Annotated in this window: 21 protein-coding genes and 1 tRNA gene; 17 read left to right on the top strand and 5 right to left on the bottom strand. The window is 70.8% G+C overall.

Annotation, left to right across the window (positions count from 1 at the left end; translation table 11 throughout):
• From JJI54_RS01480 to JJI54_RS01495, 4 genes are read left to right on the top strand one after another with little or no spacing between them, the layout of a single operon-like run.
• Positions 1–1,668: an acyl-CoA dehydrogenase family protein gene (locus JJI54_RS01480; protein WP_203070251.1), complete on the top strand. Its 1,668-nt coding sequence runs from the start codon at positions 1–3 to the stop codon at positions 1,666–1,668.
• A gap of 10 nt (positions 1,669–1,678) precedes the next feature.
• The gene (locus JJI54_RS01485) at positions 1,679–2,629 is read left to right on the top strand and encodes an aldo/keto reductase (RefSeq protein ID WP_203070253.1); all 951 of its coding nucleotides are present in this window, start codon (positions 1,679–1,681) and stop codon (positions 2,627–2,629) included.
• On the top strand, positions 2,626–3,537 hold the full coding sequence (locus tag JJI54_RS01490; RefSeq protein WP_203070255.1) for an alpha/beta fold hydrolase: 912 nt from the start codon (positions 2,626–2,628) through the stop codon (positions 3,535–3,537). The genes JJI54_RS01485 and JJI54_RS01490 overlap by 4 nt, the downstream gene beginning before the upstream one ends.
• Positions 3,538–3,568: 31 nt before the next feature.
• Complete coding sequence (locus tag JJI54_RS01495; protein WP_203070257.1) at positions 3,569–4,960, top strand: amidohydrolase family protein; 1,392 nt, start codon at positions 3,569–3,571, stop codon at positions 4,958–4,960.
• A gap of 15 nt (positions 4,961–4,975) precedes the next feature.
• On the opposite strand, the gene JJI54_RS01500 is transcribed toward JJI54_RS01495, so the two are convergent.
• The 3 genes from JJI54_RS01500 to JJI54_RS01510 all read right to left on the bottom strand — a co-directional run bounded on the left by JJI54_RS01500 (position 4,976) and on the right by JJI54_RS01510 (position 8,812).
• A complete protein-coding gene (locus JJI54_RS01500) occupies positions 4,976–6,004 on the bottom strand; it encodes an ABC transporter substrate-binding protein (RefSeq protein WP_203070259.1) in 1,029 nt (342 codons plus the stop codon).
• Positions 6,005–6,212: 208 nt separating this feature from the next.
• Positions 6,213–7,184 carry a Bug family tripartite tricarboxylate transporter substrate binding protein gene (locus JJI54_RS01505; protein WP_203070261.1) on the bottom strand — a complete coding sequence of 324 codons (972 nt, stop codon included), beginning with the start codon at positions 7,182–7,184 and terminating at the stop codon, positions 6,213–6,215.
• Positions 7,181–8,812, bottom strand: coding sequence for an FAD-dependent oxidoreductase (locus JJI54_RS01510; protein ID WP_203070263.1), 1,632 nt, complete (start codon positions 8,810–8,812; stop codon positions 7,181–7,183). Before JJI54_RS01510 ends, JJI54_RS01505 begins: the two co-directional genes overlap by 4 nt.
• A gap of 86 nt (positions 8,813–8,898) precedes the next feature.
• On the opposite strand from JJI54_RS01510, the gene JJI54_RS01515 reads away from it, so the two are divergent.
• From JJI54_RS01515 to JJI54_RS01530, 4 genes are all read left to right on the top strand, one after another.
• Positions 8,899–10,905 carry an oxidoreductase gene (locus tag JJI54_RS01515; RefSeq protein ID WP_203070265.1) on the top strand — a complete coding sequence of 669 codons (2,007 nt, stop codon included), beginning with the start codon at positions 8,899–8,901 and terminating at the stop codon, positions 10,903–10,905.
• Positions 10,906–10,978: 73 nt separating this feature from the next.
• Complete coding sequence (locus tag JJI54_RS01520) at positions 10,979–12,025, top strand: ABC transporter substrate-binding protein (RefSeq protein WP_203070267.1); 1,047 nt, start codon at positions 10,979–10,981, stop codon at positions 12,023–12,025.
• Between the two features lie 52 nt (positions 12,026–12,077).
• On the top strand, positions 12,078–13,613 hold the full coding sequence (locus JJI54_RS01525; RefSeq protein WP_203070269.1) for an amidohydrolase family protein: 1,536 nt from the start codon (positions 12,078–12,080) through the stop codon (positions 13,611–13,613).
• A 41-nt stretch (positions 13,614–13,654) separates the two neighbouring features.
• Entirely contained in the window at positions 13,655–14,659 is a 1,005-nt protein-coding gene (locus JJI54_RS01530) for an aldo/keto reductase (RefSeq protein ID WP_203070271.1), read from the top strand.
• Between the two features lie 84 nt (positions 14,660–14,743).
• Here JJI54_RS01530 and JJI54_RS01535 read toward each other — a convergent pair.
• Positions 14,744–14,833 (bottom strand) — tRNA-Ser (locus tag JJI54_RS01535).
• A 218-nt stretch (positions 14,834–15,051) separates the two neighbouring features.
• Here JJI54_RS01535 and rplU point away from each other — a divergent pair.
• The 7 genes from rplU (at position 15,052) to JJI54_RS01570 (ending at position 23,130) form a co-directional block, all read left to right on the top strand.
• The gene (gene rplU / locus JJI54_RS01540) at positions 15,052–15,369 is read left to right on the top strand and encodes a 50S ribosomal protein L21 (protein WP_092963191.1); all 318 of its coding nucleotides are present in this window, start codon (positions 15,052–15,054) and stop codon (positions 15,367–15,369) included.
• A gap of 22 nt (positions 15,370–15,391) precedes the next feature.
• Positions 15,392–15,661, top strand: coding sequence for a 50S ribosomal protein L27 (gene rpmA / locus JJI54_RS01545; RefSeq protein ID WP_203070273.1), 270 nt, complete (start codon positions 15,392–15,394; stop codon positions 15,659–15,661).
• A gap of 211 nt (positions 15,662–15,872) precedes the next feature.
• Positions 15,873–16,898: a GTPase ObgE gene (gene obgE, locus JJI54_RS01550; RefSeq protein ID WP_203070275.1), complete on the top strand. Its 1,026-nt coding sequence runs from the start codon at positions 15,873–15,875 to the stop codon at positions 16,896–16,898.
• Positions 16,899–17,143: 245 nt separating this feature from the next.
• The gene (locus tag JJI54_RS01555) at positions 17,144–19,231 is read left to right on the top strand and encodes a family 16 glycosylhydrolase (RefSeq protein ID WP_203070277.1); all 2,088 of its coding nucleotides are present in this window, start codon (positions 17,144–17,146) and stop codon (positions 19,229–19,231) included.
• A gap of 179 nt (positions 19,232–19,410) precedes the next feature.
• Positions 19,411–19,761 carry a septal ring lytic transglycosylase RlpA family protein gene (locus JJI54_RS01560; protein WP_226381436.1) on the top strand — a complete coding sequence of 117 codons (351 nt, stop codon included), beginning with the start codon at positions 19,411–19,413 and terminating at the stop codon, positions 19,759–19,761.
• Between the two features lie 57 nt (positions 19,762–19,818).
• Entirely contained in the window at positions 19,819–20,973 is a 1,155-nt protein-coding gene (proB, locus tag JJI54_RS01565) for a glutamate 5-kinase (protein ID WP_203070281.1), read from the top strand.
• Positions 20,974–21,066: 93 nt separating this feature from the next.
• Positions 21,067–23,130: an FG-GAP-like repeat-containing protein gene (locus JJI54_RS01570; protein ID WP_203070283.1), complete on the top strand. Its 2,064-nt coding sequence runs from the start codon at positions 21,067–21,069 to the stop codon at positions 23,128–23,130.
• Here JJI54_RS01570 and JJI54_RS01575 read toward each other — a convergent pair.
• Positions 23,117–23,578: a MarR family winged helix-turn-helix transcriptional regulator gene (locus tag JJI54_RS01575; RefSeq protein WP_203070285.1), complete on the bottom strand. Its 462-nt coding sequence runs from the start codon at positions 23,576–23,578 to the stop codon at positions 23,117–23,119. The genes JJI54_RS01570 and JJI54_RS01575 overlap by 14 nt on opposite strands.
• 95 nt (positions 23,579–23,673) lie before the next feature.
• Between JJI54_RS01575 and JJI54_RS01580 the strand changes: the two genes are divergently transcribed.
• Together JJI54_RS01580 and JJI54_RS01585 are read left to right on the top strand one after the other, a co-directional pair.
• Complete coding sequence (locus JJI54_RS01580; protein ID WP_203070287.1) at positions 23,674–24,099, top strand: organic hydroperoxide resistance protein; 426 nt, start codon at positions 23,674–23,676, stop codon at positions 24,097–24,099.
• Positions 24,100–24,156: 57 nt separating this feature from the next.
• Positions 24,157–25,125 (top strand): Bug family tripartite tricarboxylate transporter substrate binding protein, encoded by a 969-nt coding sequence (locus tag JJI54_RS01585; RefSeq protein WP_203070290.1) that lies wholly within the window; start codon positions 24,157–24,159, stop codon positions 25,123–25,125.
• Positions 25,126–25,128: the final 3 nt, after the last annotated feature.

The following is a 25,128-nucleotide window of genomic DNA, read 5'->3' on the forward strand; positions in this document are numbered from 1 at the left end:
ATGGACGCGACGGTACGGATCGAGACCCGGGACCTTCTGGCGCAATGCGCGGCGGGCCTCGTGGCGGCGGAACGGCTGGCCGATGTGGCGCGGCGCCAGGTGGCCGCGCTGGTCGCACCCGGCGGGAAGGTCGATGCGGCGGCGTTGGAGCGGCACCAGTTCGCCGCCCATGGCCTGGCCTGGTATGCGACCTATGTCGAGGCGCTGCGGGAGACGCTGCGCTGGGCGGAACGGCTGCAGGAAGCAGGCCGATTCACGCCGGTGGAGCAGGGCATCCTGCATCTCGGCTTCGCGGAGTACCTCGCGCAGCTCGCCGGCGGCATCCCGATGAGCCAGGTGGAGGTGGTGCGCCCGCGCGACCTTGGCGTGCCGGCCGAGGATGTGGCGCGCTTCCTGGCGGAACCCGCGCTGGCCGCGCTCTCCGATCCCCGCGCGCTGGAAGCGGTGCGGCATGATCTGGCGCTGTCGGCCGCCGAGGGCCTGTATGGCGCGCCGCATCTGCAGGACGAGCTGCTGGAAGCCACCTGGGACCAGTTCGTGAAGTTCGCGGCCGCCGAGGTCACGCCCTTCGCCCAGGGCTGGCACCAGCGAAACGAACTGATCCCGCTGGACCTCATCGCCAAGCTCTCGGAGATGGGCGTCTTCGGCCTGACGGTGCCGGAGGAATTCGGCGGCCTCGGCCTCGGCAAGGTCGCGATGTGCCTGGTCTCGGAGGCGCTGAGCGCGGGCTATATCGGCGTCGGCTCGCTCGGCACGCGCTCCGAGATCGCGGCGGAGCTGATCCGCCTGGCCGGCACGCCGGAGCAGCAGCAGAAGTTCCTGCCGGGGATCGCATCGGGCGAGATTCTGCCGACGGCGGTGTTCACGGAGCCCGACACGGGATCGGACCTCGGCAGCCTGCGCACCCGCGCGGTGCGGGATGGCGACCTCTATCGTGTGTATGGCGCCAAGACCTGGATCACGCATGGCTCGCGGTCGGATGTGATGACGCTGCTGGTGCGCACCGATCCGTCCTCCACGGGCTACCAGGGCCTGTCGATGTTCCTGGCCGAGAAGCCGCGTGGATCAGAGGAAAATCTGTTCCCCGCGAAGGGGATGGCGGGGACGGAGATCCATGTCCTCGGCTATCGCGGCATGCGCGAATACGAGATCACCTTCGACGGCTTCGAGGTTCCCGCCTCCGCCCTGCTCGGCGGCGTCGAGGGCCGCGGCTTCAAGCAGCTGATGGAAACCTTCGAGAGTGCCCGCATCCAGACCGCCGCGCGCGCCCTCGGCGTCGGGCAGAATGCGCTGGAACTCGCGGTGTCCTACGCGAAGGACCGTAGGCAGTTCGGCAAGGCCACGCTCCATTTCCCCCGCGTCCACGGCAAGATCGCCTGGATGATGGCGGAGACGATGATGGCGCGGCAGCTCACCTACTTCTCCGGCCGACAGAAGGATGCCGGCCGCCGCTGCGACATCGAGGCCGGCATGGCCAAGCTGCTCGCCGCCCGCGTCGCCTGGTCCAACGCCGACAACGCGCTGCAGGTGCATGGCGGCAATGGCTACGCCATCGAATACCCGATCAGCCGCGTGCTCTGCGACAGCCGCATCCTGAACATCTTCGAAGGCGCCGCCGAGATCCAGGCGCAGGTCATCGTCCGCGGCCTGCTCGGCCGCATCAATTGAGGGGATGGGCATGGAACGCGTGACGCTGGGCGGAACGGGCCTCTCCATCGCGCCGCTGATGTTCGGCGGCAACGTCTTCGGCTGGACGGCCGACGAGGCGATGTCCTTCCGCCTGCTCGACGCCTTCGTCGATGCCGGCTTCAACGCCATCGACACGGCCGATGTCTATTCCCGCTGGGTGCCCGGCCATGTCGGCGGGGAATCGGAGACGATCATCGGCGCCTGGATGAAGGCGCGCGGTGCCCGCAACCGCGTCGTCATCGCGACCAAGGTCGGCATGGAGCTCGGCCCGGACCGCACCGGCCTCTCGCCCCGCTGGATCGCGCAGTCGGTCGAGGATTCGCTGAAGCGCCTCGGCACCGACCACATCGACCTCTACCAGGCGCATCGCCCCGATCCATCGGTGCCCATCGCGGAAACGCTCGGCGCCTTCCAGCGCCTGATCGAACAGGGGAAGGTCCGCGCCATCGGCGCCTCCAACTACGATGCCACGCAGCTGGCGGAAGCGCTGGACGTGGCGGAGGCGCAGGGCCTGCCGCGCTACGCCACCTTGCAGCCCAAGTACAACCTCATGGACCGCGCGGAGTTCGAGGCCGCGCTGCAACCCCTCTGCGTCGCGCGCAACGTCGCCGTCATCCCCTTCTACGGCGTCGCCGCGGGGTTCCTGACGGGCAAGTATCGCAGCGCCGCGGATATCGAGGGCCGCCCGCGCGCCAAGGCGCTGGCGGCCTATGCGAATGATCGCGGCTGGCGCGTGATCGCGGCGCTGGACGCGGTGGCGGCGCGCCTGCACGCCGCGCCGGTGGAGGTCGCCATCGCCTGGCTGCGCACGCGCCCGGCGCTGGCCGCGCCCATCGCCTCCGCGACCTCGCCGGAGCAGCTCGCGGCGCTGCTGCGCGGCGCGACGCTGGCGCTGGATGCGGAGGCGCTGGCCACGCTGGAGGCCGCCAGCGCCGAATGACCGCCGCCGCGATCATCGCGCTGCTGGTCCTGCTGCTCGGCGGCGGCTGGCTCTACACGCCCGACAAGCCGCGCGCGGAGCTGGAAGCGCAATATGCGCGGCCCGGCGACTTCCAGCCCGTGGCGGGGCTGCGCCTGCATGTGCGGGACAGCGGCCCGCGCACGGCGCCACCCGTCATCTTCCTGCACGGCTTCGCCTCCAGCCTCCATACCTGGGAGGATTGGGCGCGGTCCCTGGAAGGCGAATTCCGTGTCATCCGCTTCGACCTGCCAGGCTTCGGCCTGACCGGTCCCGACCCCAGCGGCGACTACACCGATGCGCGCAGCATGGCGGTGATCCTCTCGCTCATGGACCGCCTGGAACTGCCGCGCGCGAGCCTGGTCGGCAGTTCCATGGGCGGGCGCATCGCCTGGACCTTCGCGGCGACGCATCCCGCGCGCGTCGATCGCCTGGTGCTGATGGCGCCCGATGGCTTCGCGAGCCCGGGCCGCAGCTACGGCACCACGCCCTCCGTGCCCCTGCTCGCGCGCGTGCTGCCCTACACGCTGCCGGACAGCCTGCTGCGATCCAGCCTCGCCCCCGCCTATGCCAACCCCGCGGTGCTGACGGAGGCGACGCTCGCGCGCTACCGCGACATGCTGCTGGTGCCCGGCAACCGCCAGGCGATCCTGGACCGCATGGCGCAGGGCGCGCTGGTCGATCCCGTGCCGCTGCTCCGCCGCATCGAGGCACCGACCCTGCTGCTGTGGGGCCAGGCGGATGCGATGGTGCCCGTCGCCAACGCCGCCGACTACACCGCGGCCTTGCGCGACAGCCGCGTCGTGACACTCCCCGGCATCGGCCATGTGCCGATGGAGGAAGCGCCGGCGGAGACCGTCATCCCGTTGCGGGATTTCCTGCGCCGCTGATACGCTCCCGCACCCCCAGCCGGAGCCGCGCATGACCGAGACGCTGATCATCGAGCCGCGCTGGATCTGGGACGCCGCGGGCGGGCTGCGCGGGGACCATTACGTCGTCGTCCAGGGCAACCGCATCGCCGACGTCACGCGCGAACGCCCGACGATGGAGGCGCGGCGCCTCACGCTGCCGGACGGGCTGCTGATCCCGGGCTTCGTCAACCTGCACAACCACGCCTTCTCCGCGCCGCTCTTCCGCGGCCTGGCCGACGACATCGCCGATGGCGACCTGCCCGGCGACATCGTCTATTCCTTGCTCATGCCGATGGGCGACATCGCGGCGGAAACGCTCTCCCCTGACGAGATCGGCGACGTCGCGGAGATGGCGCTGCTGGAGACGCTGAAGGGCGGCTCCACCACGATCATGGATGTGTGGCGGCTGCAGCAGGCACCCTTCATCGAGCGGGGCCGCCGGCTGGGGCTGCGCACCTATTCCTGCCCCTACCTCTTCTCCACGCCGAAGATGGACATGACGCCGGATGGCAAGCCCATCACGGCCCCGCCCGCCGCCGATACCGGCTTCGACACCGTGCTGTCCCTGTTCCGCCAATACGACGAAGGCCCCATGGGCCGCACGCGCGTGGGCTATGGCCCGCATGGCCTCGATACCTGCACGCCCGAACTCCTGACGCAGATCGGTCGCACCGCCGAGGAGATCGGCTGCCCGCTGACGATCCACGCCGCGCAGAGCCAGGTGGAGCTCGACATCGTCCGCGCGCGCTACGGCAAGTCGCCCATCGAGCACCTCCGCGACCTCGGCCTGCTGAAGCCCGGCACGGTGCTGGCGCATTGCGTGATGGCGACGGATGAGGAGCTTGCCATCATCAGGGAATACGGCGCCGCCGTCGCCTCCTGCCCCTATGCCTTCGCGCGCAGCGGATTGGGCGTTCCCTTCGCGCGCTTCCTCGACAGCGGCATCCGCCTCGGCGTCGGCACGGATGGCGTGGGGCTCGACATGGTCGCGGAACTGCGCGCGGCGCAGATGCTGGCGAAGGTGCAGGCCGGCCGTGCGGGCATCGCCTCCGCGGAGCGGATGCTGCGGGCCGCGACGGCGGATGGCGCGGCGGCGATCGGGCGGCACGACCTCGGCACGCTGGCACCCGGCGCCACCGCCGACCTGCTGCTCTTCGACCTCGCGGGCGCGCGCTACCAGCCCGTCTGGAACCCCTTGCAGGCGCTGCTGACCAATGGCGTGGCCGCCGACCTGCACAGCCTCTTCGTCGATGGCGTGGCGCTGCTCAGCGACCATCGCGTGGTGGTGGCGGACGAAGCCGCGGTGGTGAAGCGCGGCGCCGCCGCCATCCGGCGCGTCTGGGACACGGCCCGCAGCATGGGCCGTATCCCCAAGGGCGTCGCCGAACGCGGCGCGGTTTGAAGCCAAACCGCGGCGCTATATGATCCTGCGATCCGCCGGCAGGAACCGATCCGTGTAGGTGAAGTCCATCGCCGGGCGGATCGGGATGCCGAAGGCTTCCGCCACCTGCGCGGCGGAGGCCTCGAACCGCGCGCGATCCACGGTGGAGACGCCATTCGCGCGCACATTCGGCGTCAGCAGCGCGACCTCGTTGATCAGCTCGTTGCGGCTGATCTCCAGCGCCTCATCCACCAGCGCCTCCCGCCGCTTGAGGGACGCCATCGCCGCCGCCGGCTCCGCCAGCATGGCGCGCAGCCCGCGGATGGTGGCGGCGATGAAGGCGGAGACGGCCTCCGGATTGCGCTCAGCGAAATCCTTCCGCACGACGAGGCCCGAGGAATACAGCGCCACCCCCCAGCTGTTGTACTGCAACCAGCCGATATCGCCGCGCGGCACGCCGGCGCCCACCATGTTCAACGCCGTCGTCGTCAGGAAGCCGAGCGTCGCATCGGCGCGCCGCTGCACCACCATCGTGTCGCGCAGCTGCGCCGTCACCGACAGCAGCTCGATCTTCGCCATGTCGAGCTGGTTCGCCCGCGCGAAGATCGGGAAGAGAAGCCGCGTCCCCTCCCCATCCGTCACGCTGATCTTGCGGCCCTCCAGATCCTTCGGCTTGGTGATGCCGCTCGACTTCAGGAAGATCGCCGCATTGGGCGAGGCGTCGTAGAGGATGAAGACGGAGGTGAGCTGCGCCGTCGGGTTCTCGTGGTTGAACTTCAGCAGCAGGTTGGTGTCGGCGAAGCCGATGTCGTAGGTGCCCGCGGCCACCTTCGTCATGGTATCGCCGGAGCCGAAGCCGCGGTCGATCTGCACGTCGAGCCCGGCCTCGGCGAAGAAGTTGCGGTCCGCCGCCAGCGTCCAGGCGGAATGCGCGCTCTGCCAGGTCCAGTCGAGGCAGAAGCGCACGCGCCGCCGCGCGGCCTGGGCGCGGACGCCAGGCGCGGCGAGCAGCCCCGCCGCCAGGCCCGTGGAGAGCACGCTACGCCGTGTCGGTGCACGCATCATGGGCATCCTCCTGCTGTATACGCCGAAGCCGCGACCCTGCGGCACGGAAGCGTGCCGTTGCGATCGCGTTCGGAGCAAGAGGTTTGCAATCCGCATGCCGCGGTCGGCATGCCGCATGCCGCGGTCGGCATGCCGCATGCCGCGGTCGGCATGCCGCATGCCGCGGTCGGCATGCCGCGTGCCGCGGTCGGCATGCCGCGTGCCGCGTTCAATCCGCCGTCGCGCCCGTCGCGCGCACCACCTCGCCCCAGACGCGCACCTCCTCCTCGATGAAGGCGGCGTACTGCGCGGGCGACATGTCCGGCGCATCGGCGGTGAGTTCGTTGTAGCGCTGCCGCACCGCGGGCAGTTGCAGGATGGCGCGGATTTCCGTGTTCAGCCGCTCCACCACCGCCGGCGCCATGCCCTTCGGCCCCGACACGCCGAACCAGGAATAGGACGTCATGTTGGGCAGCCCCTGCTCCCCCAGCGTCGGCACATTGGGCAGATGCCGGTTGCGCTGCGCATCCGCCACCGCGATGGCCTTCAGCGTGCCGTCGCGCAGATGCGGGATGGAGGAAGGCAGCCCATCGACGAACAGCCCGACCGTGCCGGCGATGACATCGATCAGCGCCGGCCCCGCGCCGCGATAGAGGATCGGGTTCATCCTGATCCCCGTCGCCAGCCCGATGCGCATGCCCAGCAGATGCGTCGTCGTGCCATGGCCGGAAATCGCGAAGTCCAGCCCATCCGGCCTGGCGCGCCCGATGCGGATCAGGTCCGCGATCGACTGCGCCTCATACCGCGGATTGACGACGACGGCGGTGGAGGTGGTCGCCGCCAGCGCGATATGCGTGAAATCCGCCATGGAATCGTAGCGCACGTTGCGGAACAGCGTCGGCGAGATGCCGTGCGACGCGCTGTTGGAGATCACCAGCGTATAGCCATCCGGCGCCGCCTGCGCGACCTGCGCGGAAGCCAGCGTCGCGCCCGCGCCGGGCCGGTTCTCCGATACCACCGGCTGGCCGAGCCGTTCCTGGAGGTTGGCCGCCAGAATGCGCGCCACGATGTCCGTGGTGCCGCCGGGCGCGAAGGGCACCACCAGGCGGATGGGCCGCGCCGGCCAGGCCCCCTGCGCCAGCGCCGGCAGGGGCAGCAGCGCGCTCGCCGCCAGAAGGGTGCGGCGCTTCATCACCGTCATGATTCCTCTCCTTGTGAAGCCTGTGTCGAAGCGTGGCGCGCGGCGAGCCAGCCGAAGGTGACGCCGCGCATCAGCGAGACGCCGGCCTGGTAGCCCGCGCCGGATTCCGTCGGCGCCGCGGCATTGCCGCAGGCATAGAGGCCCGGGATCGGGCGGCCGCGCACATGCTGCACGCGCGCCTGCTCATCCGTCAGCAGCCCCGCGGCGGAGATACCGCCGAGCCGGATGCGCACCGCGCAGAAGGGCGCCCGCGACAGCGTGCCGAGGTTGGGATGCGCGGCATTGGGATCGCCGGCGGTGGATCGCGCAAAGGCCGAGGAACCGCGGCCATGTTCGGGATCCTCGCCCCGCGCCGCCCCCTCGTTGAAGCGCGCGACCGTCGCCTCCAGCGCCGCGCCATCCAGCCCGATCTTCGCCGCCAATTCGCGCAGCGTCGGCGCCTGGACCACCCAATCCGGGATCGCCGCCCCCGGTGGCCGTCTCGCAAAACTGTATCTCGAGAAATACTGGGCATCGAAGAGCATCCAGGCCGGCAGGTTGGGGTGCCGATGCTGGCCGAGGTCGAAGCGCGTCAGCCCCGCCACCACATGCTGGAACTGGCTCTCGTCGCAGAAGCGCGCTCCGGCATCGTTGACCACGATGCTGTGGGGGTAGGACAGGCCGCGTAGCCCCGCGCTGAAGAAGACCTCGCCCTCCATCGGCGCCGGCGCCGGGATCGCGTAGCCCACCAGCATCGCGAGGTTGTTCGGCACGCGCCAGGTGGCGGCGCCGATCTCGCTGCCCATCACCAGCCCGTCGCCCTCGATGCTGCGCGGGAAGATGTTCATCCAGTCCGGCAGGCCCTCGAAGCGATTGACCAGCGCGTCATTGCCCTCATAGCCGCCGGTCGCGAGCACCACGCCGCGCCGCGCGGTGATGCGCGTGCCCGCGCCCTCCACGCCCGTCACGCGCCCGCCTTCCACCAGCAGGCGCTCCGCGCGGAAGCCCGCCAGCACCGGCACGCCGGCCGCCATCAGCCGCGCGAGAAACTGCCCGACCAGCGCCGGCCCCGCCGCCAGCAGCCGCCCCGCGCGCCGCGCTTCCAGCTCCTGCTCCGGCCAGGTGTTGCGCGCGCCAAGCCCGCCCCAGGCGATGGCATCGCCCCAGCTCACGCCGGCCTCGTTATAGACGCCTTCCTCCAGCCGATCGCCCCATGCGCCGAGCGCCGCGCGCGTGATGGGCTTGGCCTCCACCATGCGCCCGTCGCGGGACGATCCCTCGGCGCTCGGGAAGTAGTGATCGGGCAGGCCGCGCAGCAGCCGCAATGCCACGCCGGCATCGGCGAATTCGCGCAACGCGATGCGTGACGCGCCCAGATAGGCTTCCGTCATCGGCGCCAGCGCATAGCCACCCGACAGGAAGCGCATGTAGCGCCGCGCCTCCTCCAGCGTGTCGGACAGCCCGGCCTCGGCCATCAGGTGGTTGTCTGGCACCCAGAGCCCGCCCAGCGACGATGCCGTGGCGCCACCCAACCGATCCGATTTCTCGATGACGGCGACGCGCATCCCGCGCATCACGCCCGCCAGCGCGGCGCCCATGCCCGCGGCACCCGTGCCCGCGACCACCCAATCGACGTCGAGTTCCGCCACGCCGCCGTTCCTGTCGTTTCCGGCAACAGTCTTGACGCGCCTCCGCGCGCTGGCAAGGCTCAAGGCAACCCGGAAAGCGGAACGCCATGAACGCCACGCCCTACCCGACGCTGTTCAGCCCCATGCGCATCGGCCCGAAGGTGGCGCGGAACCGGACCTGGATGAGCGCGCATGCGACGCTGCTGGTGAAGGACCACGTCTTCACCGACGAACACGTCGCGTACTATGCGGAGCGCGCGAAGCACGGCGTCGCCGTCATCACCATGGAAGCGATGGCGGTGCATGAGACCTCGCTCCCCTATCGCGGCAAGGCGCTGTCCTTCGACCCGCGCATGGTGCCGCAATACCGCAAGATCGCGGATGCCGTGCATGAACATGGCGCGCTGCTGCTGGCGCAGCCCTGGCATCGGGGGCGGGAGACGAATTCCGTCGCCTCCGGCCATCCCGTCTGGGCGCCCTCCGCCGTGCCCTGCGCGGTGTACCGGGAGATGCCCCATGTCATGACGGTGCAGGACATCGACGCGATCCGCGAAGGCTATCGCCTCTCCGCCCGCCATGCGCGGGATGGCGGCCTCGATGGCGTCGAGGTGCATTCGATGTCGCATGGCTACCTGCTCAACCAGTTCCTCTCCCCCGCCACCAACCATCGCGACGATGCCTTCGGCGGCAGCCTGGAGAATCGCCTGCGCCTGGTGATGGAGATCATCCAGGCGACGCGGGAGGAGGTGGGCGCGGAGATGATCGTCGGCGTCCGCATCAACAGCGATGACGGGCATGAGGGCGGGCTGCGCCCCGACGATTGGGCGGAGATCGCGTCGCGCATGACGGCGTCGGGCCTGATCGACTACGTCTCCTGCAGCCACGGCACCTATCTGAACCGGATGCTGATCTACCCGACCTCGCCGGAAAGCCACGGCTTCCAGATGGCGGCGACGCGCAGGGTGAAGCAGGCGGTGGACAAGCCCGTCGTCGGGGTGGGGCGCATCGTGACGCCCGCCGAGGCGGAGAAGCACCTCGCCAACGGCGATTGCGACTTCGTCGCCATGGCGCGCGCGCTGATCGCCGATCCCGAATGGGTCGCCAAGGCGCAGCGCGGGGAGGCCGAGGACATCCGCCCCTGCGTCGGCGCGAATTGGTGCATGTCCTCCATCTTCGCCCAGGCCCCCATCGCCTGCATCCACAACCCCGCCGCGGGGCAGGAGAAGGAGCTGGGCGCGGGCACGCTGAGGCGCGCGGAGCGCCCGAAGAAGGTCGCCGTGGTCGGCGGTGGCCCCGGCGGCATGCGCGCGGCGCTGACGGCGCGGCAGCGCGGCCATGAGGTGACGCTGTTCGAGCGCGGGCAGGAACTCGGCGGGCAGGTGCGGCTCTGGTCCCGCGCGCCCTCGCGCACCGAACTCGCCGGCGTCGCGGATTGGCTGGAGCGGCAGGTGGTGAAGGCCGGCGTGCAGATCCGCACCCAGACCATCGCGACGGAGGACATGCTGCTGGCTGATGGCTACGATTCCATCGTCGTCGCGACGGGATCGAAGGGCCTCCGCCATGGCTGGACGCCGCTGCGCCCCGAACGCTGGAACGGCGCCCCCGTCCCCGGCACCGACCAGCCGCATGTCATCTCCTACATGGAGGCACTGCGGGATCGCATCGCGCCCGGCCAGCGCGCGCTGATCTATGATGGCCTCGGCGGCCGCCAGGCGGTCGTCACAGCGGAGTATCTCGCCAGCCAGGGCGCGCAGGTCGAATTCGTCACCTGGCTCGGCCAGCCGGCGCCGGACCTCGCCGCCAGCCGGGACTGGGGCAAGACCTATGGGATGCTGAAGCGCATGGGCATGCGCTTCGCCACCGACCTCGAGCTCGTCGCGATCGAGGGCCCGGTCGTCCGCCTCCGCGACGTCTATACGAAGGAGGAGGTGGTGCGGGAGGCCATCGACACGGTGGTGCTGGCGCTGGGGGCGGAGGCGCAGGACGGCCTCTTCCACGCCCTGGCCCCCCGCCGCGCCGCCGGGCTCGACCTGCGGCTGATCGGCGATGCGCTGGCCCCCCGCCGGGCCGACAGCGCGATCCGGGAGGGGGAGGCCGCGGGGCGGGCGATCTGAACATTACCGGGCGGCAATTTTTGGCCCATCTTTTGCATACCGGGCGCGGCACCAACCCCAAAGGACCCGCCCCATGGCCCTTTCCCGTCGCACCCTGCTGGCCGCCGCCCCGGCCAGCCTGCTGGCCGCACCCCTGGCCGCCCCCGCCCTCGCCCAGGCGCTGACGCCCATCCGCTTCACGCTGGACTGGCGATTCCAGGGCATCCATTCCTGGTACTACCTGGCGCGGGAGCGTGGCTGGTTCCGGGAGGCCGGCCTCGACGTGACCATCGACCAGGGCGACGGCTCGGCCAACACCATCACCCGCATCATGTCGAATGCCTATGAAGCGGGCTTCGGCGACATGAACGCGATCATCCAGCAGGCAGCCAACCGGCCCGGGGAGGCGCCGGTGATGGTCTACCAGATCTACAACAAGGCCCCCTTCGCCCTGCTGGTGAAGAATTCGTCGGGCATCCGCAGCATCCAGGATTTGCAGGGAAGGCGCATCGGCGGCTCCACCGGTTCGCCGGCGCTCCGCCTCATCCCCATCTTCGCGCGGCTCAACAACCTCGACATGGCGCGGAACGAGGTGATGAACATCGCCCCCGCGATGCAGGAGCCGATGCTGCTGCGCGACCAGTTCGATATCGGCGCCGTCTTCACCGTCACCGCCTATATCAACCTGCTGGCGCTGGGGCAGAACCCGGACCGGGACTACCGCTTCTTCCTCTTCGCCGACCACGGCATCGACATCTATTCGAACGGCGTCATGGTCTCCCAGCGCATGATCCGCGACCGGCCGCAGCAGGTGCGCGGCATGGTCGCCGCCATCAACCGCGCGATGCTGGAGACGGTGCGCAACCCCGCCGTCGGCGTGCAGGCCATGCAGCGCGTCGATCCCACCTTCAACCAGGAGATGGAGCGCCAGCGCATCGAATTCGCCTGGCGCACCATCATCGCGACGGAGGAAGCGGCCCGCGTCGGCGCCGGGGACCTCGACGATGCGCGCCTGGCCCGCGCCATCGCGCAGGTGGTGGAGGTCTTCGAACTGCCGCGCACCCCGCGGCCGGACGAGGTCTTCAACCGGACCTTCCTGCCGCCGGCGGCGGAGCGCGTGGTGACGCCCGTGCGCGCCTGACGCGGCGCACGGCTTGCAGGGCCGCCCGGCCTGACTGGAGGGAGGCCCCGCCATGCCCATCGCCCCCGCGCTGCTGATCCGGGGCGCGCGCGCCTTCACGCCGGGCTGCGACCCGCATCGCCCGGCGGTGCGGGACGTGCTGGTGGTGGCGGACCGCATCGCCGCCATCGGCGACCCCGATGGCCCGCCCCTGGTCCCGCCGCCGGGCGCGGAGATCATCGATGCGCGCGACAGGCTGCTGATGCCCGGCCTCGTCAGCGCGCATTACCATTCCTACGACGCGCTGCTGAAGGGCCGTTTCGAGGACATGCCCTTCGATGTCTGGGCGCTGCATTCGCAGCCCGCCTATTGGGGCCGGCGCAGCAAGGCGGAGATCCGGGCGCGCACCCTGCTCGGCGCGATGGAATGCCTGCGCAACGGCATCACCACCATCCAGGACATGAACAGCCTGGTGCCGCAGGATGAGGAGACGCTGGATACGATCCTCTCCGCCTATGCGGAGATCGGCATCCGCGTCGTCTTCTCCATCGCGCTGCGGGACCTGCCGGACCTCGACATCGCGCCCTTCATGGCCCCGGATCTGTCCGCGGAAGCGGCCGCCATCATCGGCGGCAAGCCCGGCGATCCCGCCGCCGACCTTGCCTTCGTGGAAGCGCAATTGCGCCGCCTCCGCCCGCTGCCGCCGCTTCTGCACTGGGCGCTGAGCCCCTCGGGCCCGCAGCGATCCTCGACGGCGCTGCTGGAGGGCATCGCGGATCTGTCGGAACGCTACGGCCTGCCCGTCTTCACCCATGTCTATGAAACCCGCGCGCAGCTCGCCAAGGCACGGCGCGTCTATGGCGCGCAGGGCGGATCGATGGTGCGGCACATGGCCGCGGTCGGCCTGCTGACGCCGCGCACCACCCTCGCCCATGCCGTCCACATCACGGCGGAGGAGATCGCGCTGGTCGCGGAATCCGGTGCCGGCGTCGTGCACAACCCGCTGGCGAATCTCAAGCTGAAGAACGGCGTCGCCCCCATCGCCGCCATGAAGCGCGCCGGCGTGCGCGTGGCGCTGGGCTGCGACAACAATTCCTGCAGCGACTGCCAGAACCTGTTCCAGGCCATGAAGATGATGAGCCTGCTCGCCGCCGGCAGCGATGCCGAACCCGCCGGCGTGCTCGCCTGCGATGCGGTGGAGGCCGCGACCACCGGCGGCGCGAAGGCTGTCGGGCTGGAGGCCGAGATCGGCGCCATCGCCCCCGGCATGAAGGCCGACCTGCTGCTGCTGGACCTGCACGACCCCGCCTGGCTGCCCTTCACCAGCGCCACGCGCCAGCTCGTCTTCAGCGAGACCGGTCGCGGCGTGGACACCGTGCTGGTCGATGGCCGCGTCGTCGTCCGCCACGGTCGCCTCACCACCCTGGACGAGGCCAGCTACCGCGCCGAACTGGCGGAGGTGATGGAGCAGGTGGAGGCCGACTACGCCCGCCTGCTGCCCCGCCAGGCCCCCGCCATCGCGCCGCTGCTCGACGCTAATGCGCGCCTCGCCGCCCAGGACCTGGGGCTCGATCGCCTGGCCGGCGGCGCATTGCGCGGGCGCCGCTGAGCCAGCATTCTCCAGCCCACCAAACGGGCAGGAAGCATCTGATGAATTATCGCAAGCTTGGCCGCAGCGGCCTGAAGGTCTCGCCCCTCTGCCTTGGCGCCATGATGTTCGGCGACGCCACCAGCGAGGCCGACAGCCACGCCATCATCGCCCGCGCGAAGGAGCAGGGCGTGAACTTCATCGACACCGCCGACACCTACAATGGCGGCAAGTCGGAGGAAGTCGTCGGCCGCGCCATCGCGCAGGATCGCGGCTGGTGGGTGCTGGCCACCAAGATGGCCAATCCGATGGAGCCCGGCCCGAATGGCCGCGGCCTGTCCCGCTACCACGCCATGCGCGCCGTCGATGCCAGCCTGAAGCGCCTCAACACCGACGTCATCGACATCCTCTACCTGCACAAGGAGGATCACGACACACCGCTGGAGGAGACGGTCCGCGCGCTGGCCGACATGATCCGCGCCGGCAAGATCCGCTACTTCGGCGTCTCCAACCACCGCGCCTGGCGCGTGGCGGAAATCTGCCGCCTCTGCGACGAGGCCGGCATCGATCGCCCCGTGGTCAGCCAGCCCCTCTACAACGCGCTGAACCGCATGGTGGAGGTGGAGCACCTGCCCGCCTGCGCGCATTTCGGCCTCGGCGTCTTCCCCTACTCGCCGCTGGCGCGCGGCGTGCTGACGGGCAAGTACCGCGCGAATGTCGCGCCGCCGGAGGGCACGCGCGCCGCGCGGCGCGACAAGCGCATGATGGAGACGGAATGGCGGCCGGAAAGCCTGAACATCGCCGCCGACATCGCCGCCCATGCCGCGACTCGCGGCGTCTCCGCCGCGCAATTCGCCCTCGCCTGGGTGCTGAACAACAAACTCATCACCGGCGTCATCGGCGGCCCGCGCACGATGGAGCAGTGGGAGGAATATGTCGGCGCCCTCTCCTACCGCTTCACGGCGGAGGATGAGGCCCTGGTCGATGGCCTGGTGACGGCCGGGCATCCCTCCACGCCGGGCTACAACGACCCGGCCTATCCGCTGGAAGGCCGCGTGGCGCGGTAGGCGGCCGGGCGGAGCGAGGGGAGGGTGGGGCCGCGTTTGCCCCCCTTCAGCGGGGTGCCGGCCATGCTGGGGGGGGCGGGATTCTGGCGGAGAGGGTGGGATTCGAACCCACGGTAGGCTTGCACCTACTTCGGTTTTCGAGACCGACGCGATCGACCACTCCGCCACCTCTCCGCAGGCGGTGGCGCCGTATAGTCACGCGGGGCGCGGCGCGCAACCTCCCGCCGCGGCGTTCCCGTTGACTCCTCCCTCGCGCCGCCGCTATAGGCTGCGCCCTCCGGCGTTCCAGGCTCAACCCCAGGGCCGCCGGCGGCCAGACATGGCCGCAGCGTCACCACCTCTCCGGGCGTACCCGCCCAGAAGCACCGGACCCCGAAAGCCCGAGCGCGAACATGACCTATGCAGTGATCCGCACCGGCGGCAAGCAGTACCGCGTCACCCCTGACGCCGTCCTGACCGTCGAGAAGCTCGAGGCCGAGCCGGGCGCCACCATCACCTTCCACGACGTCCTGGCGCTGGGCACCGATGCCGGCCTGACCGTCGGCGCGCCGACCGTCCCGGGCGCCACCGTCACCGCGGTGGTCGAAGCCCAGACCCGCGGCGACAAGGTGATCATCTTCAAGAAGCGCCGCCGGAAGAACAGCCGGCGGAAGAACGGCCACCGCCAGATGCAGACCGTGCTCCGCATCTCCGCGATCGCCGCGGCCTGAGCAAGAGACAGGAAGCACCCTCATGGCACACAAGAAGGCAGGCGGTTCGTCCCGCAACGGCCGCGACTCCGCCGGCAAGCGCCTCGGCGTGAAGCGGGGCGACGGTCAGCTGGTCCAGGCCGGCAACATCCTCGTGACCCAGCGCGGCACGAAGATGCTGGCCGGCACCAACGTCATCGTCGGCCGCACGCATTCGCTGCACTCGGTCGTCGATGGCCATGTGAAGTTCGAGCGCAAGGCCGAAGGCCGCGTGCAGGTCTCCGTCACGCCGCTCGCGGTCGCCGCCGAGTAATCACGCCCGCCATCCCGGCGAGGTTCTGGACGGGGGCCCCAAGGCCCCCGTTCGCATGTCCGGGGGATGGCGGCCGCACGGCACCGGCTGATGCCAGGGGCCGCCTGCGGCGCCCCGCTGGCATCGCCTGTCGCGGCCTCGGCCGATTTCGTCGGCCGCAGGCCACTCCATCGTGCCGCTGGCCTGACGCCAGGCGCCGGGAAGAACCGCCATGAAGTTCCTCGACGAAGCCAAGGTCCATGTGAAGGCCGGCGATGGCGGCGATGGCGTCATCGCCTTCCGGCGCGAGAAATACATCGAATTCGGCGGCCCCGACGGCGGCAATGGCGGCAAGGGCGGCGACGTGATCATCGAGGCCGTGGACGGCCTCAACACGCTGATCGACTACCGCTACGCCCAGCACTTCAAGGCGCGCAAGGGCGGCAACGGCGCGGGCAGCGACCGCACCGGCGCGGGCTCCGACGACGTCATCATGAAGGTCCCCGTCGGCACCCAGATCCTGGACGAGGACAAGGAGACGCTGCTGGCGGACCTGACGGAGGTCGGCCAGCGCGTGGTCATCGCCCGCGGCGGCGATGGCGGGCACGGCAACGCCATGTTCAAGACCTCCACCAACCGCGCCCCCCGCCGCGCCGACAAGGGCTGGCCGGGGGAGGAACGGTCGATCTGGCTGCGCCTCAAGCTCATCGCCGATGCCGGCCTGGTCGGCCTGCCCAATGCCGGCAAATCCACCTTCCTCTCCGTCGTCTCCGCCGCCAGGCCGAAGATCGCCGACTACCCCTTCACCACGCTGCACCCGCAGCTCGGCGTGGTGCGGCTGCAGCCGGATGGGCGGCCGACGCCGGACGGCTCGCTGGAATTCGTCCTGGCCGACATCCCCGGCCTGATCGAAGGCGCGCATGAGGGGGCGGGCCTCGGCGACCGCTTCCTCGGCCATGTGGAGCGCTGCGCGGTGCTCCTGCACCTGGTGGACGGCACCGCCGCCGACCCCGCCCGCGCCTACCGCATCATCCGCGAGGAGCTGGCCGGCTATGGCGGCGGCCTGGCGGAGAAGCCGGAAGTGGTGGCGCTGAACAAATGCGATGCGATGACGCCGCAGGCCACGGCGTCCCGCCTCAAGGCGCTGTCGCGCGCCGCGGGGCGGCCGGCGCTGCTGGTCTCCGGTGCAACCGGGGATGGTGTGGCCGCCGTGCTGAAGGCGCTGCAGGCCGCGATCGAGGCCCGTCGCCAAGGCTGATCCAGGCCGGCGAAAGCCCCCGCCACCCGCCCCGGAACGCCGCGCGGAGCCCCGCCGCTGCCGCTTTCGCTGCCGTTTTCGATGCAACAGGGCCGGTTTGATACCTTAACGGCGCCGCGCAACCTGTTGGTTTATCGGGCAAACTTAGATTGCATACTTTTATACTAGACACACTACCGTGAGTTGTGGCCTCACACTCCCGCGAGCGCATCACGGCGCCGTGATGGAACGAGGACACGACCCCCATGGGCACGACCACCGACACCAATCCGACGCCGCTCGACATGACGGGCTGGAACACCGTCTTCTTCGATGGCTTCAACGGCTCGCAGCTCGACTGGCAGAAATGGCCGATCACCTATAGCGGCTCCACCTACTGGAACGGCGCCTTCTACTGGGATGCCAGCCAGCTCACGGTCGGCAATGGCGAACTCACCATCGGCATGGACAAGCAGTCCAACGGCCTGTGGTCCGTGGGCGGCCTCAGCAGCGCGCCCTATGCCGGCGCCCCCGATGGCCATGGCAACGGCTTCCTCTATGGCCGCGTCGAGATCCGCGCCAAGACCAGCGCGGAGGTGACGGGCGCCGGCCCCTGCTTCCTGCTCTGGCCGACCTCCAACGACCATTGGCCGCCGGAGGTCGATATCCTGGAGACGCCGGCCAGCGGCAACGGCATGTTCACCAACCACTGGCAGGGGCCCGGCGGCAACAACGACGACTGGTACGCCAGCTACGAATTCCCGCTCGACCACAGCCAGTGGCACACCTATGCGCTGGACTGGTTCCCCGATCGCATGACGCTCTATGTCGATGGCAAGGCGATCTACACCACCACGCAGAACATCCCGCATGAGAAGATGTCGGTCGGCCTCCAGGGCCATGTCGGCACCGCCTATGATGGCTGGTACGGCTCGCCCAACGCGTCGGGCGTCAACAGCGTGGACATCAGCGTCGATTGGGTGCGCGTCTCCCAGTACACCGGCACCACCACCCCCACCACGCCCACCCCCGCGGTCACCAACCAGACGCTCACCGGCACGGCCGGGGATGATGCGCTGGCGGGCGGCGCGGGCGCGGACACCATCACCGGCGGCGCGGGCCATGACGACCTGCAGGGCGCCGCGGGCAATGACCGGATGGAGGGCGGCCGCGGCGATGATGGCCTGACCCTCGGCAGCGGCGCGGATACCGTCGTCTTCACCAAGGGCGATGGCGTGGACTGGGTGGTCGATTTCACCCCGGGCACGGACAGGCTGGAACTGCACGGCTTCACCGCCGCGCAGGTCACCACCAAGGCGGCCAGCTACTGGGGCATGGCCGGGCTCGACGTGCTGCTGCCGAACGGGGAGAAGCTGTTCCTGCAGGGCGTCACCGCGCTCGGCGCCAATGACCTGGTGCTGAAGGACGTGCCGGTGGCCGCACCCTCGGGCCTGGTGCTGGCGGGCACCGCGGCCGATGACACGCTGCGCGGCGGCAGCCTGGCGGACAGCCTCTCCGGCGGCGCCGGCAATGACTACCTGCAGGGCGGCACGGGCGACGACACGCTGGCCGGCGGCGCGGGCAATGACCTGCTCTATGGCGGGGTGGGGAATGACGTGCTGATCGGCGGCGATGGCGACGACCAGCTGCGCGGCCAGGCGGGCAATGACGTCATGACCAGCGGCGCGGGGGCGGACCGCATCTATGTCGTGCGGGGCGAGGGCCAGGACCGCGTCACGGATTTCACGCCGGGCGTGGACAAGGTGGTGCTGTCCGGCATCACGACGGCGGAGATCACGGCGAAGCTGGCGGTGGTCTCCGGCGTCTCCGGCCTGCTGCTCTCGGTGGCGGACGGCACCTCCCTGTTCCTGGATGGCGTGGGCGCGGTGACGCCGAAGCAGCTCGGCCTCTCCGGCAGCTTCGCGGCCGGAAGCGTGGTGGCGGTGGCGCTGCCGGCGACGACGGCGACGGTGGCGGGCACGGCGGGGGATGACTGGCTGAAGGGCGGCAGCGGCGCGGACTACCTGCAGGGGGGCGCGGGCTCGGACGACCTCCAGGGCCTGGGCGGCAATGACGTGCTGCGCGGCGGCCTCGGCGATGATGGGCTGACGGGCGGCGCTGGGGCGGATGTCTTCGTCTTCGCCAAGGGGGACGGGCATGACTGGGTAGTGGATTTCACCCGCGGCACGGACCGGCTCTGGCTGGAAGGCTATGGCGCCGCGGAGGTGACCCAGGCGGTCGAGACGCGCTGGGGCATGGCCGGGCTCGCGGTGCATCTGGGCACGGCGGGGGAGGAGCTGTTCCTCCAGGGCGTCACCACGGCGCTGGGCGCGGCGGATATGGTCTTCGCGTGAAGCCGCAGCGGGGCGGCGGAAGGCCCTGAAAACCGGGATGAAGGGCCCTCCCCCGCCCTTCCCCGGGCCAGGGCGCCCCGCCCCCATTGCCACTGCCGGGGTTGCCAAGCCCCCCGATCCGAGTCTTTGGTGGGGGCATGACGACATCGATCCTCGGGTTCCGGCTCCTGCCGGCGGCCCTGGCCCTCGCATGTTTCGTCCCCCTCAACGCCCAGGCCTTCGAGCCTCAGCGCGGGGACGCGGCAGTTTATTCAACGCGCTTCCAGGGCCGACCCATGGCCAATGGCGCCCGATTCGATACCCAGGCCGCCACGGCCGCGCATCTGCACCTCCCGCTCGGCACCCGCGCGCAGGTGACGAACCTGCGCACCGGGGCGACCACCACCGTGACCATCACCGACCGCGGCCCGCATACGCGCGGCCGGATCATCGACCTGTCCCCCCGCGCGGCGCGGGAAATCGGCTTCCAGACCGGCGTGGTGCCGGTGGAGATCCGCCCCGCCGGCAATACGCGGGTGGCGCAGCGCTGACCCCGGCCCGGGCGGGCCTCCCCGGTCCCGCCCGCCCATGCTACGCCCGCCCGCACCATGCAGCCTGCCCCCCCCAGCCCCGACCTCCGCGCGGCGCGCCGCGTCGTCGTCAAGATCGGCTCCGCGCTCGTCGTCGATGACCGCACGGCCGCGCCCCGCGCGGCCTGGCTCGCCGGCGTCGCGCAGGATGTGGCCGCGCTGCGCGCCAGGGGGGTGGAGGTCATCCTCGTCTCCTCCGGCGCCATCGCGCTGGCGCGCCGCGCGCTCGGCCTCACGCGCAAGAAGCTGCGGCTGGAGGAGAAGCAGGCCGCCGCCGCGGTCGGGCAGATCCGCCTGGCCGGCGCCTGGGCGGAGGCGCTGGGCGGCGTCGGCCTCAACGCCGCGCAGCTCCTCCTCACGCTGGAGGACAGCGAGGATCGCCGCCGCTACCTGAACGCCCGCGCCACCCTCGGCACGCTGCTCTCGCTGGGCTGCATCCCCGTGATCAACGAGAACGACACGGTGGCGACGGCGGAGATCCGCTTCGGCGACAATGACCGCCTGGCCGCCCGCGTGGCGGAGATGGTGGAGGCCGATGCGCTGGTGCTGCTGTCCGACATCGACGGCCTCTACACCGCCGACCCGCGCAGCAACCCCGATGCCGCGCACCTGCCCGTGGTGCCCCACATCACGGAGGAGATCATGGCCATGGGCGGCGAACCGCCCCCCGGCTATTCCTCCGGCGGCATGCGCACCAAGCTGATCGCGGCGAAGATCGCCACCGGCGCGGGCTGCGCCATGGCCATCGCGCTCGGCAAGCAGGACCGGCCGCTGGCCGCCATGGAACAGGGCGCCCGCTGCACCTGGTTCCTGCCGGAAGGCGAAGGCCGCTCCGCCCGCAAGCGCTGGATCGCGGGCAGCCTGGCGCCGCTCGGCGTGCTCACCGTGGATGCCGGCGCCGCCCGCGCGCTCGCGCGCGGCTCCTCCCTGCTGCCGGCCGGCGTCCGCGCCGTGGAAGGCAGCTTCGGCCGCGGCGACCCCGTCTCCGTCCGCGACGAGGCGGGCCACGAACTCGCCCGCGGCCTCTCCGCCTATGATGTCGATGCCGCGAAGCTGATCGCCGGCCACCGCAGCGAGGAGCTCGAGGCGATCCTGGGCTGGCGCGGGCGGGACGAGATCATCCACCGCGACGACCTGGTCGTGCTGCCCCAGGCGGGCGGCGCGCGGGGTTGAGGGCCGCCGTTCACAATTCCCTCAGCGGTTAATCAATTCTTTACACCTTCGATCCGTTCGGCGGATCATGGACTCGCCCACCGGGAGTCCCCCATGACCATCCTCTCCAGCAGCACGCCCGTCTCCCAGGTGCCGCTGACGGACAACAGCCTCATCAACGCCCTGATCGTCGGCAGCAAATGGGGCGGCGGCATGGGCAGCGGCGTGAGCCTGACCTACAGCTTCATCACCGCCGGCAGCCTCTTCGACACCACCTACGGCAACACCGTCTACCCGAACTCCGCACCCTTCTTCGGCGCCGGCTTCTTCACCACGCAGATGCAGACGGCGACGCGCGCCATCCTCACGGACCTGTCGCGCGCCGTCGGCATCCGCTTCACGGAGGTGCTGGATTCCGGCAACAGCGCCGGGGAGATGCGCTTCGGCCTGACCCGCTACATCGATGCCGGCGCCGCCGCCTATGCCTACTACCCCAATGCCAACGAGGCCGGCGGCGATGTCTGGGTCGCCAACCGCAGCAGCCAGATCACCGGCGTCACGCCCGGCAGCTATAACTACCTGACCCTGGTGCATGAGATCGGGCACGCGCTCGGCCTCAAGCATTCCTTCGAGGCGCCGGTGCGCCTGCCGACCGCGCTCGACAATCGCGGCGTCACGGTCATGTCCTACACCGCCGCCCCCGGCGGGATCGAGGCCGCGACCTTCCTGCCGCTCGACCTCATCACGCTGCAGGTCATGTACGGCCGCAACATGACCACGGCGACGGGCAACGACCTCTATCTGCCGACCGGCTTCGGCGGCGGCATCCGCACCATCTGGGATGCCGGCGGCACCGATACCTTCGACTTCTCCGCCAGCAGCGCCAGCCTCTCCATCAGCCTGGAGCCCGGGGTGGTGCGCACGGGCAGCGTGCCCTACGCCATCGCCTACGACACCTGGATCGAGATCGCGATCACCGGCCGCGGCCATGATTCGCTGGAAGGCAATGCGGCGGACAACCGCCTCTACGCCAACAACGGCAATGATTCGCTGCGCGGCTTCGACGGCAACGACGTGCTGGATGGCGGCTTCGGCAACGACACGCTGCGCGGCGATGCGGGGGATGACTTCATCCTGGCCGGCTTCGGGCGCGATTCCGTGGCCTATGGCCGCCGCGCCGCCGATGTCGAATGGCGGCGCAACGCCGATGGCGCCGTCACCGTCGATGCCGGGCAGGACGGCGTCGATGTCCTCTACGGCGTCGAGTTCCTGCAATTCACCGACCGCCGCGTCACGCTGGCGCAGCCGCTGCGGCGCGACCTCGATGGCGATGCGCGCGCCGACCTCATCACCCAGCGCGGCAGCGACGGCGCGCTCACCGCCCTCGTCTTCGGGACCGGCGGCGCCACCGCGGGCAGCGTCGCCTCGCCCGCCTCCGGCGCCGTGCTGCTTGCCACCGCCGATGTCTCCGGCGACGGGGCGGCGGAGCTGCTGTGGCGCCTGCCCGGCGGCGCGGGGCTGCGCTTCGGCACCATGGGCAGCGCCAGCGGCACCACGCTGTTCGACCCCGGCAGCGGCTGGACCGTGCGCGCGACCGGCGACCTCGATGGCGACACGCGCGCCGACATCGTCTGGGGCAATGCCAGCGGGCAGACCTATCTCTGGCTGATGGACGGCACCAGCGGCTCCTCGCGCCACCAATGGCTCGACACCCCCGGCGCGGGCTGGACCGTCCAGGGCATCGCGGATGCCGATGGCGACGGCAAGGGCGACATCTTCTGGCGCCATTCCAGCGGCCTGTTCTGGACCTGGCTGATGGACGGCACCGGCATCATCGGCAATGGCGGCCAGCCGAGCCCCGGGGCCGGCTGGCAGGTGAAGGGCTTCGGCGACCTCGATGGCGATGGGCGGGCCGACGTGATCTGGCAGCACAGCGACGGCATGGTCTGGGCCTGGCTGATGGACGGGCCGATCGCCGCCCGCAACGCCCCGATCGGCAATCCCGGCGCGGCCTGGAGCATCGTCGCCGTCTCCGACGTCACCGGCGACGGGCTGGCGGACATCGTCTTCCGCAACAGCAACGGCATGTCCTGGTACTGGGCCATGCAGTCCACCACCATCGCCGCCAATGGCTATGTGGCGAACCAGGGCACCGACTGGAACTTCATGGCGGGCTGAGCGAGCCCTGGCCCGGGGCGGGCTCCCGCAGCCGCTCCGCCAGCGCCAGCAGCGCATCGCGCAGCGCCGCGGCATCCGGCCCGGCGCGGCAGGCCAGCGCGGGGAAGATGGCGGCCGCCTCCGCCTCCATCGCGCGGCCCCGCGGCGTCAGCGCGATCCGCACCTGCCGCTCATCCGCCGCATCCCGCGCCCGCTTCAGCAGCCCCGCCGCCTCCATCCGCTTCAGCAGCGGCGTCAGCGTGCCGGAATCGAGGCCGAGCCGCCCGCCGATCTCCTTCACCGCCAGGCCATCGGCCTCCCACAGCAGCAGCATCACGAGATACTGCGGATAGGTCAGGCCCAGCGGCTCCAGCAGCGGGCGATAGGCCGCGGTGAAGGCGTGGTTCGCCTGGTAGACGGCGAAGCAGAGGTTGTCCTCCAGGCTCCGGCAGCGGGCGGGATCGGTCATCGCCCATCCTCTAGCACCGCCACCCCATCGCGTCCAATTGAGTTGTGCGCAATTGAATCGCCTGCTACTGATTAGCCCTCAGCAAGGAGGCTCCCATGCCCGTCGATGTGAAGTACCGCACCCAGGCCACCGCCAATGGCGGCCGCGATGGCCGTTCCCGCACCGCCGATGGCGCGCTGGACGTGACGCTCGCCACGCCGAAGGAACTCGGCGGCGCCGGCGGCCCCGGCAACAACCCGGAACAGCTCTTCGCCGCCGGCTACGCCGCCTGCTTCCTGGGCGCCATGAAGTTCGTCGCCGCGCAGGACCGCCGGAAGGTGCCGGATGATGCGACGGTGACGGCGCAGGTCGGCATCGGCCCGCGCAGCGAAGGCGGCTTCGGCATCACCGCCGACCTGACCGTCAGCATCCCGGGCTGGGACCGTGCGGAGGCCGAGGCCCTGGTCGCCCGCGCCCACCAGGTCTGCCCCTATTCCAACGCCACCCGCGGCAATGTCGATGTCGGCCTGACCGTCGCCTGACTTCATCCCCCCGGGTGCCTCCCCTACAAGGGAGGCAACCAAGGGGAGTGAACGACCATGCCGCGCCTCACGCGCCGTGCCCTGCTTGCCGCCAGCCTGCCGCTGGCGGCGCCCGCCCTGGCGCAGGACGGCTTCCCGAACCGCCCCATCCGCATCGTCGTCGGCTTCACGCCCGGCGGCGCCACGGATATCGCCGTGCGCGCCTTCGGCCCCCGCATGGGGGAGATCCTCGGCCAGTCCATCGTGGTGGAGAACCGGCCCGGCGCCGGCGGCAACATCGCGATGGAGGCGGTGGCCCGGTCGCCCGCCGATGGCCACACGCTGCTGCTCGGCACCATCGGCACGCTGGTGATCAACCCGATGGTCATGCGCATGCCGGTCGATCCCCTGCGGGACCTGGTGCCGGTCTCCATCGCCGTCGATCTCTTCAACATCCTCGCCGTGCCGGTGGACCGGCCCTGGCGCGGTGTCGCGGACCTCGTCGCCGCGGCGAAGGCGGCGCCGGGCACGCTCTCCTGGGGCCATAGCGGCATCGGCGGCTCGCCGCATCTCTCCGGCCTGATGCTCGACCGCCTGGCGGGGATCGAGACCATCGGCGTCTCCTACCGCGGCGGCGCGCAGGTGGCGACGGACCTGCTCTCCGGCCGCATCGACTACTCCTTCGCCACCGCGCCATCCGTGATGCAGTATGTGGAGACGGGACGGCTGCGCGCCCTCGCCGTGCCGACCGCGCAGCGGTCCCGCCTGCTGCCCGCCGTGCCGACCGTGGCCGAAGGCGGCGTGCCGGGCTTCGACGTCGCCTCCTGGTACGCCATCACCGCGCCGCGCGGCACGCCCGACCCCATCGTCAACCGGCTGTCGGAGGCGATGCGCCAGGCGCTGGGCGATGCGGAGGTGATCGCGACGCTGAACCGCAACGGGCTGGAACCCATGCCGACCACCCCCGCGCAATTCGCGGCCGCCTGGCAGGCGGAACGCGTGAAGTGGGAACCCGTGATCCGATCGGGCAACATCCGCGTGGAATAGCGC

It is taken from the genome of Falsiroseomonas ponticola (assembly GCF_016805305.1).
GTDB classification, from domain to species: domain Bacteria; phylum Pseudomonadota; class Alphaproteobacteria; order Acetobacterales; family Acetobacteraceae; genus Falsiroseomonas; species Falsiroseomonas ponticola.

Bases quoted from the DNA above. Each gene is read 5' to 3' on its own strand.
- JJI54_RS01505 (WP_203070261.1), bottom strand. From the start codon at position 7,184: ATGACGGTGATGAAGCGCCGCACCCTTCTGGCGGCGAGCGCGCTGCTG.
- JJI54_RS01490 (WP_203070255.1), top strand. From the start codon at position 2,626: ATGACCGCCGCCGCGATCATCGCGCTGCTGGTCCTGCTGCTCGGCGGC.
- rpmA (WP_203070273.1), top strand. From the start codon at position 15,392: ATGGCACACAAGAAGGCAGGCGGTTCGTCCCGCAACGGCCGCGACTCC.
- proB (WP_203070281.1), top strand. From the start codon at position 19,819: ATGCAGCCTGCCCCCCCCAGCCCCGACCTCCGCGCGGCGCGCCGCGTC.
- JJI54_RS01585 (WP_203070290.1), top strand. From the start codon at position 24,157: ATGCCGCGCCTCACGCGCCGTGCCCTGCTTGCCGCCAGCCTGCCGCTG.
- JJI54_RS01485 (WP_203070253.1), top strand. From the start codon at position 1,679: ATGGAACGCGTGACGCTGGGCGGAACGGGCCTCTCCATCGCGCCGCTG.
- JJI54_RS01580 (WP_203070287.1), top strand. From the start codon at position 23,674: ATGCCCGTCGATGTGAAGTACCGCACCCAGGCCACCGCCAATGGCGGC.
- JJI54_RS01575 (WP_203070285.1), bottom strand. From the start codon at position 23,578: ATGACCGATCCCGCCCGCTGCCGGAGCCTGGAGGACAACCTCTGCTTC.
- JJI54_RS01570 (WP_203070283.1), top strand. From the start codon at position 21,067: ATGACCATCCTCTCCAGCAGCACGCCCGTCTCCCAGGTGCCGCTGACG.
- JJI54_RS01530 (WP_203070271.1), top strand. From the start codon at position 13,655: ATGAATTATCGCAAGCTTGGCCGCAGCGGCCTGAAGGTCTCGCCCCTC.
- JJI54_RS01555 (WP_203070277.1), top strand. From the start codon at position 17,144: ATGGGCACGACCACCGACACCAATCCGACGCCGCTCGACATGACGGGC.
- JJI54_RS01500 (WP_203070259.1), bottom strand. From the start codon at position 6,004: ATGATGCGTGCACCGACACGGCGTAGCGTGCTCTCCACGGGCCTGGCG.
- JJI54_RS01495 (WP_203070257.1), top strand. From the start codon at position 3,569: ATGACCGAGACGCTGATCATCGAGCCGCGCTGGATCTGGGACGCCGCG.
- JJI54_RS01525 (WP_203070269.1), top strand. From the start codon at position 12,078: ATGCCCATCGCCCCCGCGCTGCTGATCCGGGGCGCGCGCGCCTTCACG.
- obgE (WP_203070275.1), top strand. From the start codon at position 15,873: ATGAAGTTCCTCGACGAAGCCAAGGTCCATGTGAAGGCCGGCGATGGC.
- JJI54_RS01520 (WP_203070267.1), top strand. From the start codon at position 10,979: ATGGCCCTTTCCCGTCGCACCCTGCTGGCCGCCGCCCCGGCCAGCCTG.
- JJI54_RS01480 (WP_203070251.1), top strand. From the start codon at position 1: ATGGACGCGACGGTACGGATCGAGACCCGGGACCTTCTGGCGCAATGC.
- JJI54_RS01515 (WP_203070265.1), top strand. From the start codon at position 8,899: ATGAACGCCACGCCCTACCCGACGCTGTTCAGCCCCATGCGCATCGGC.
- rplU (WP_092963191.1), top strand. From the start codon at position 15,052: ATGACCTATGCAGTGATCCGCACCGGCGGCAAGCAGTACCGCGTCACC.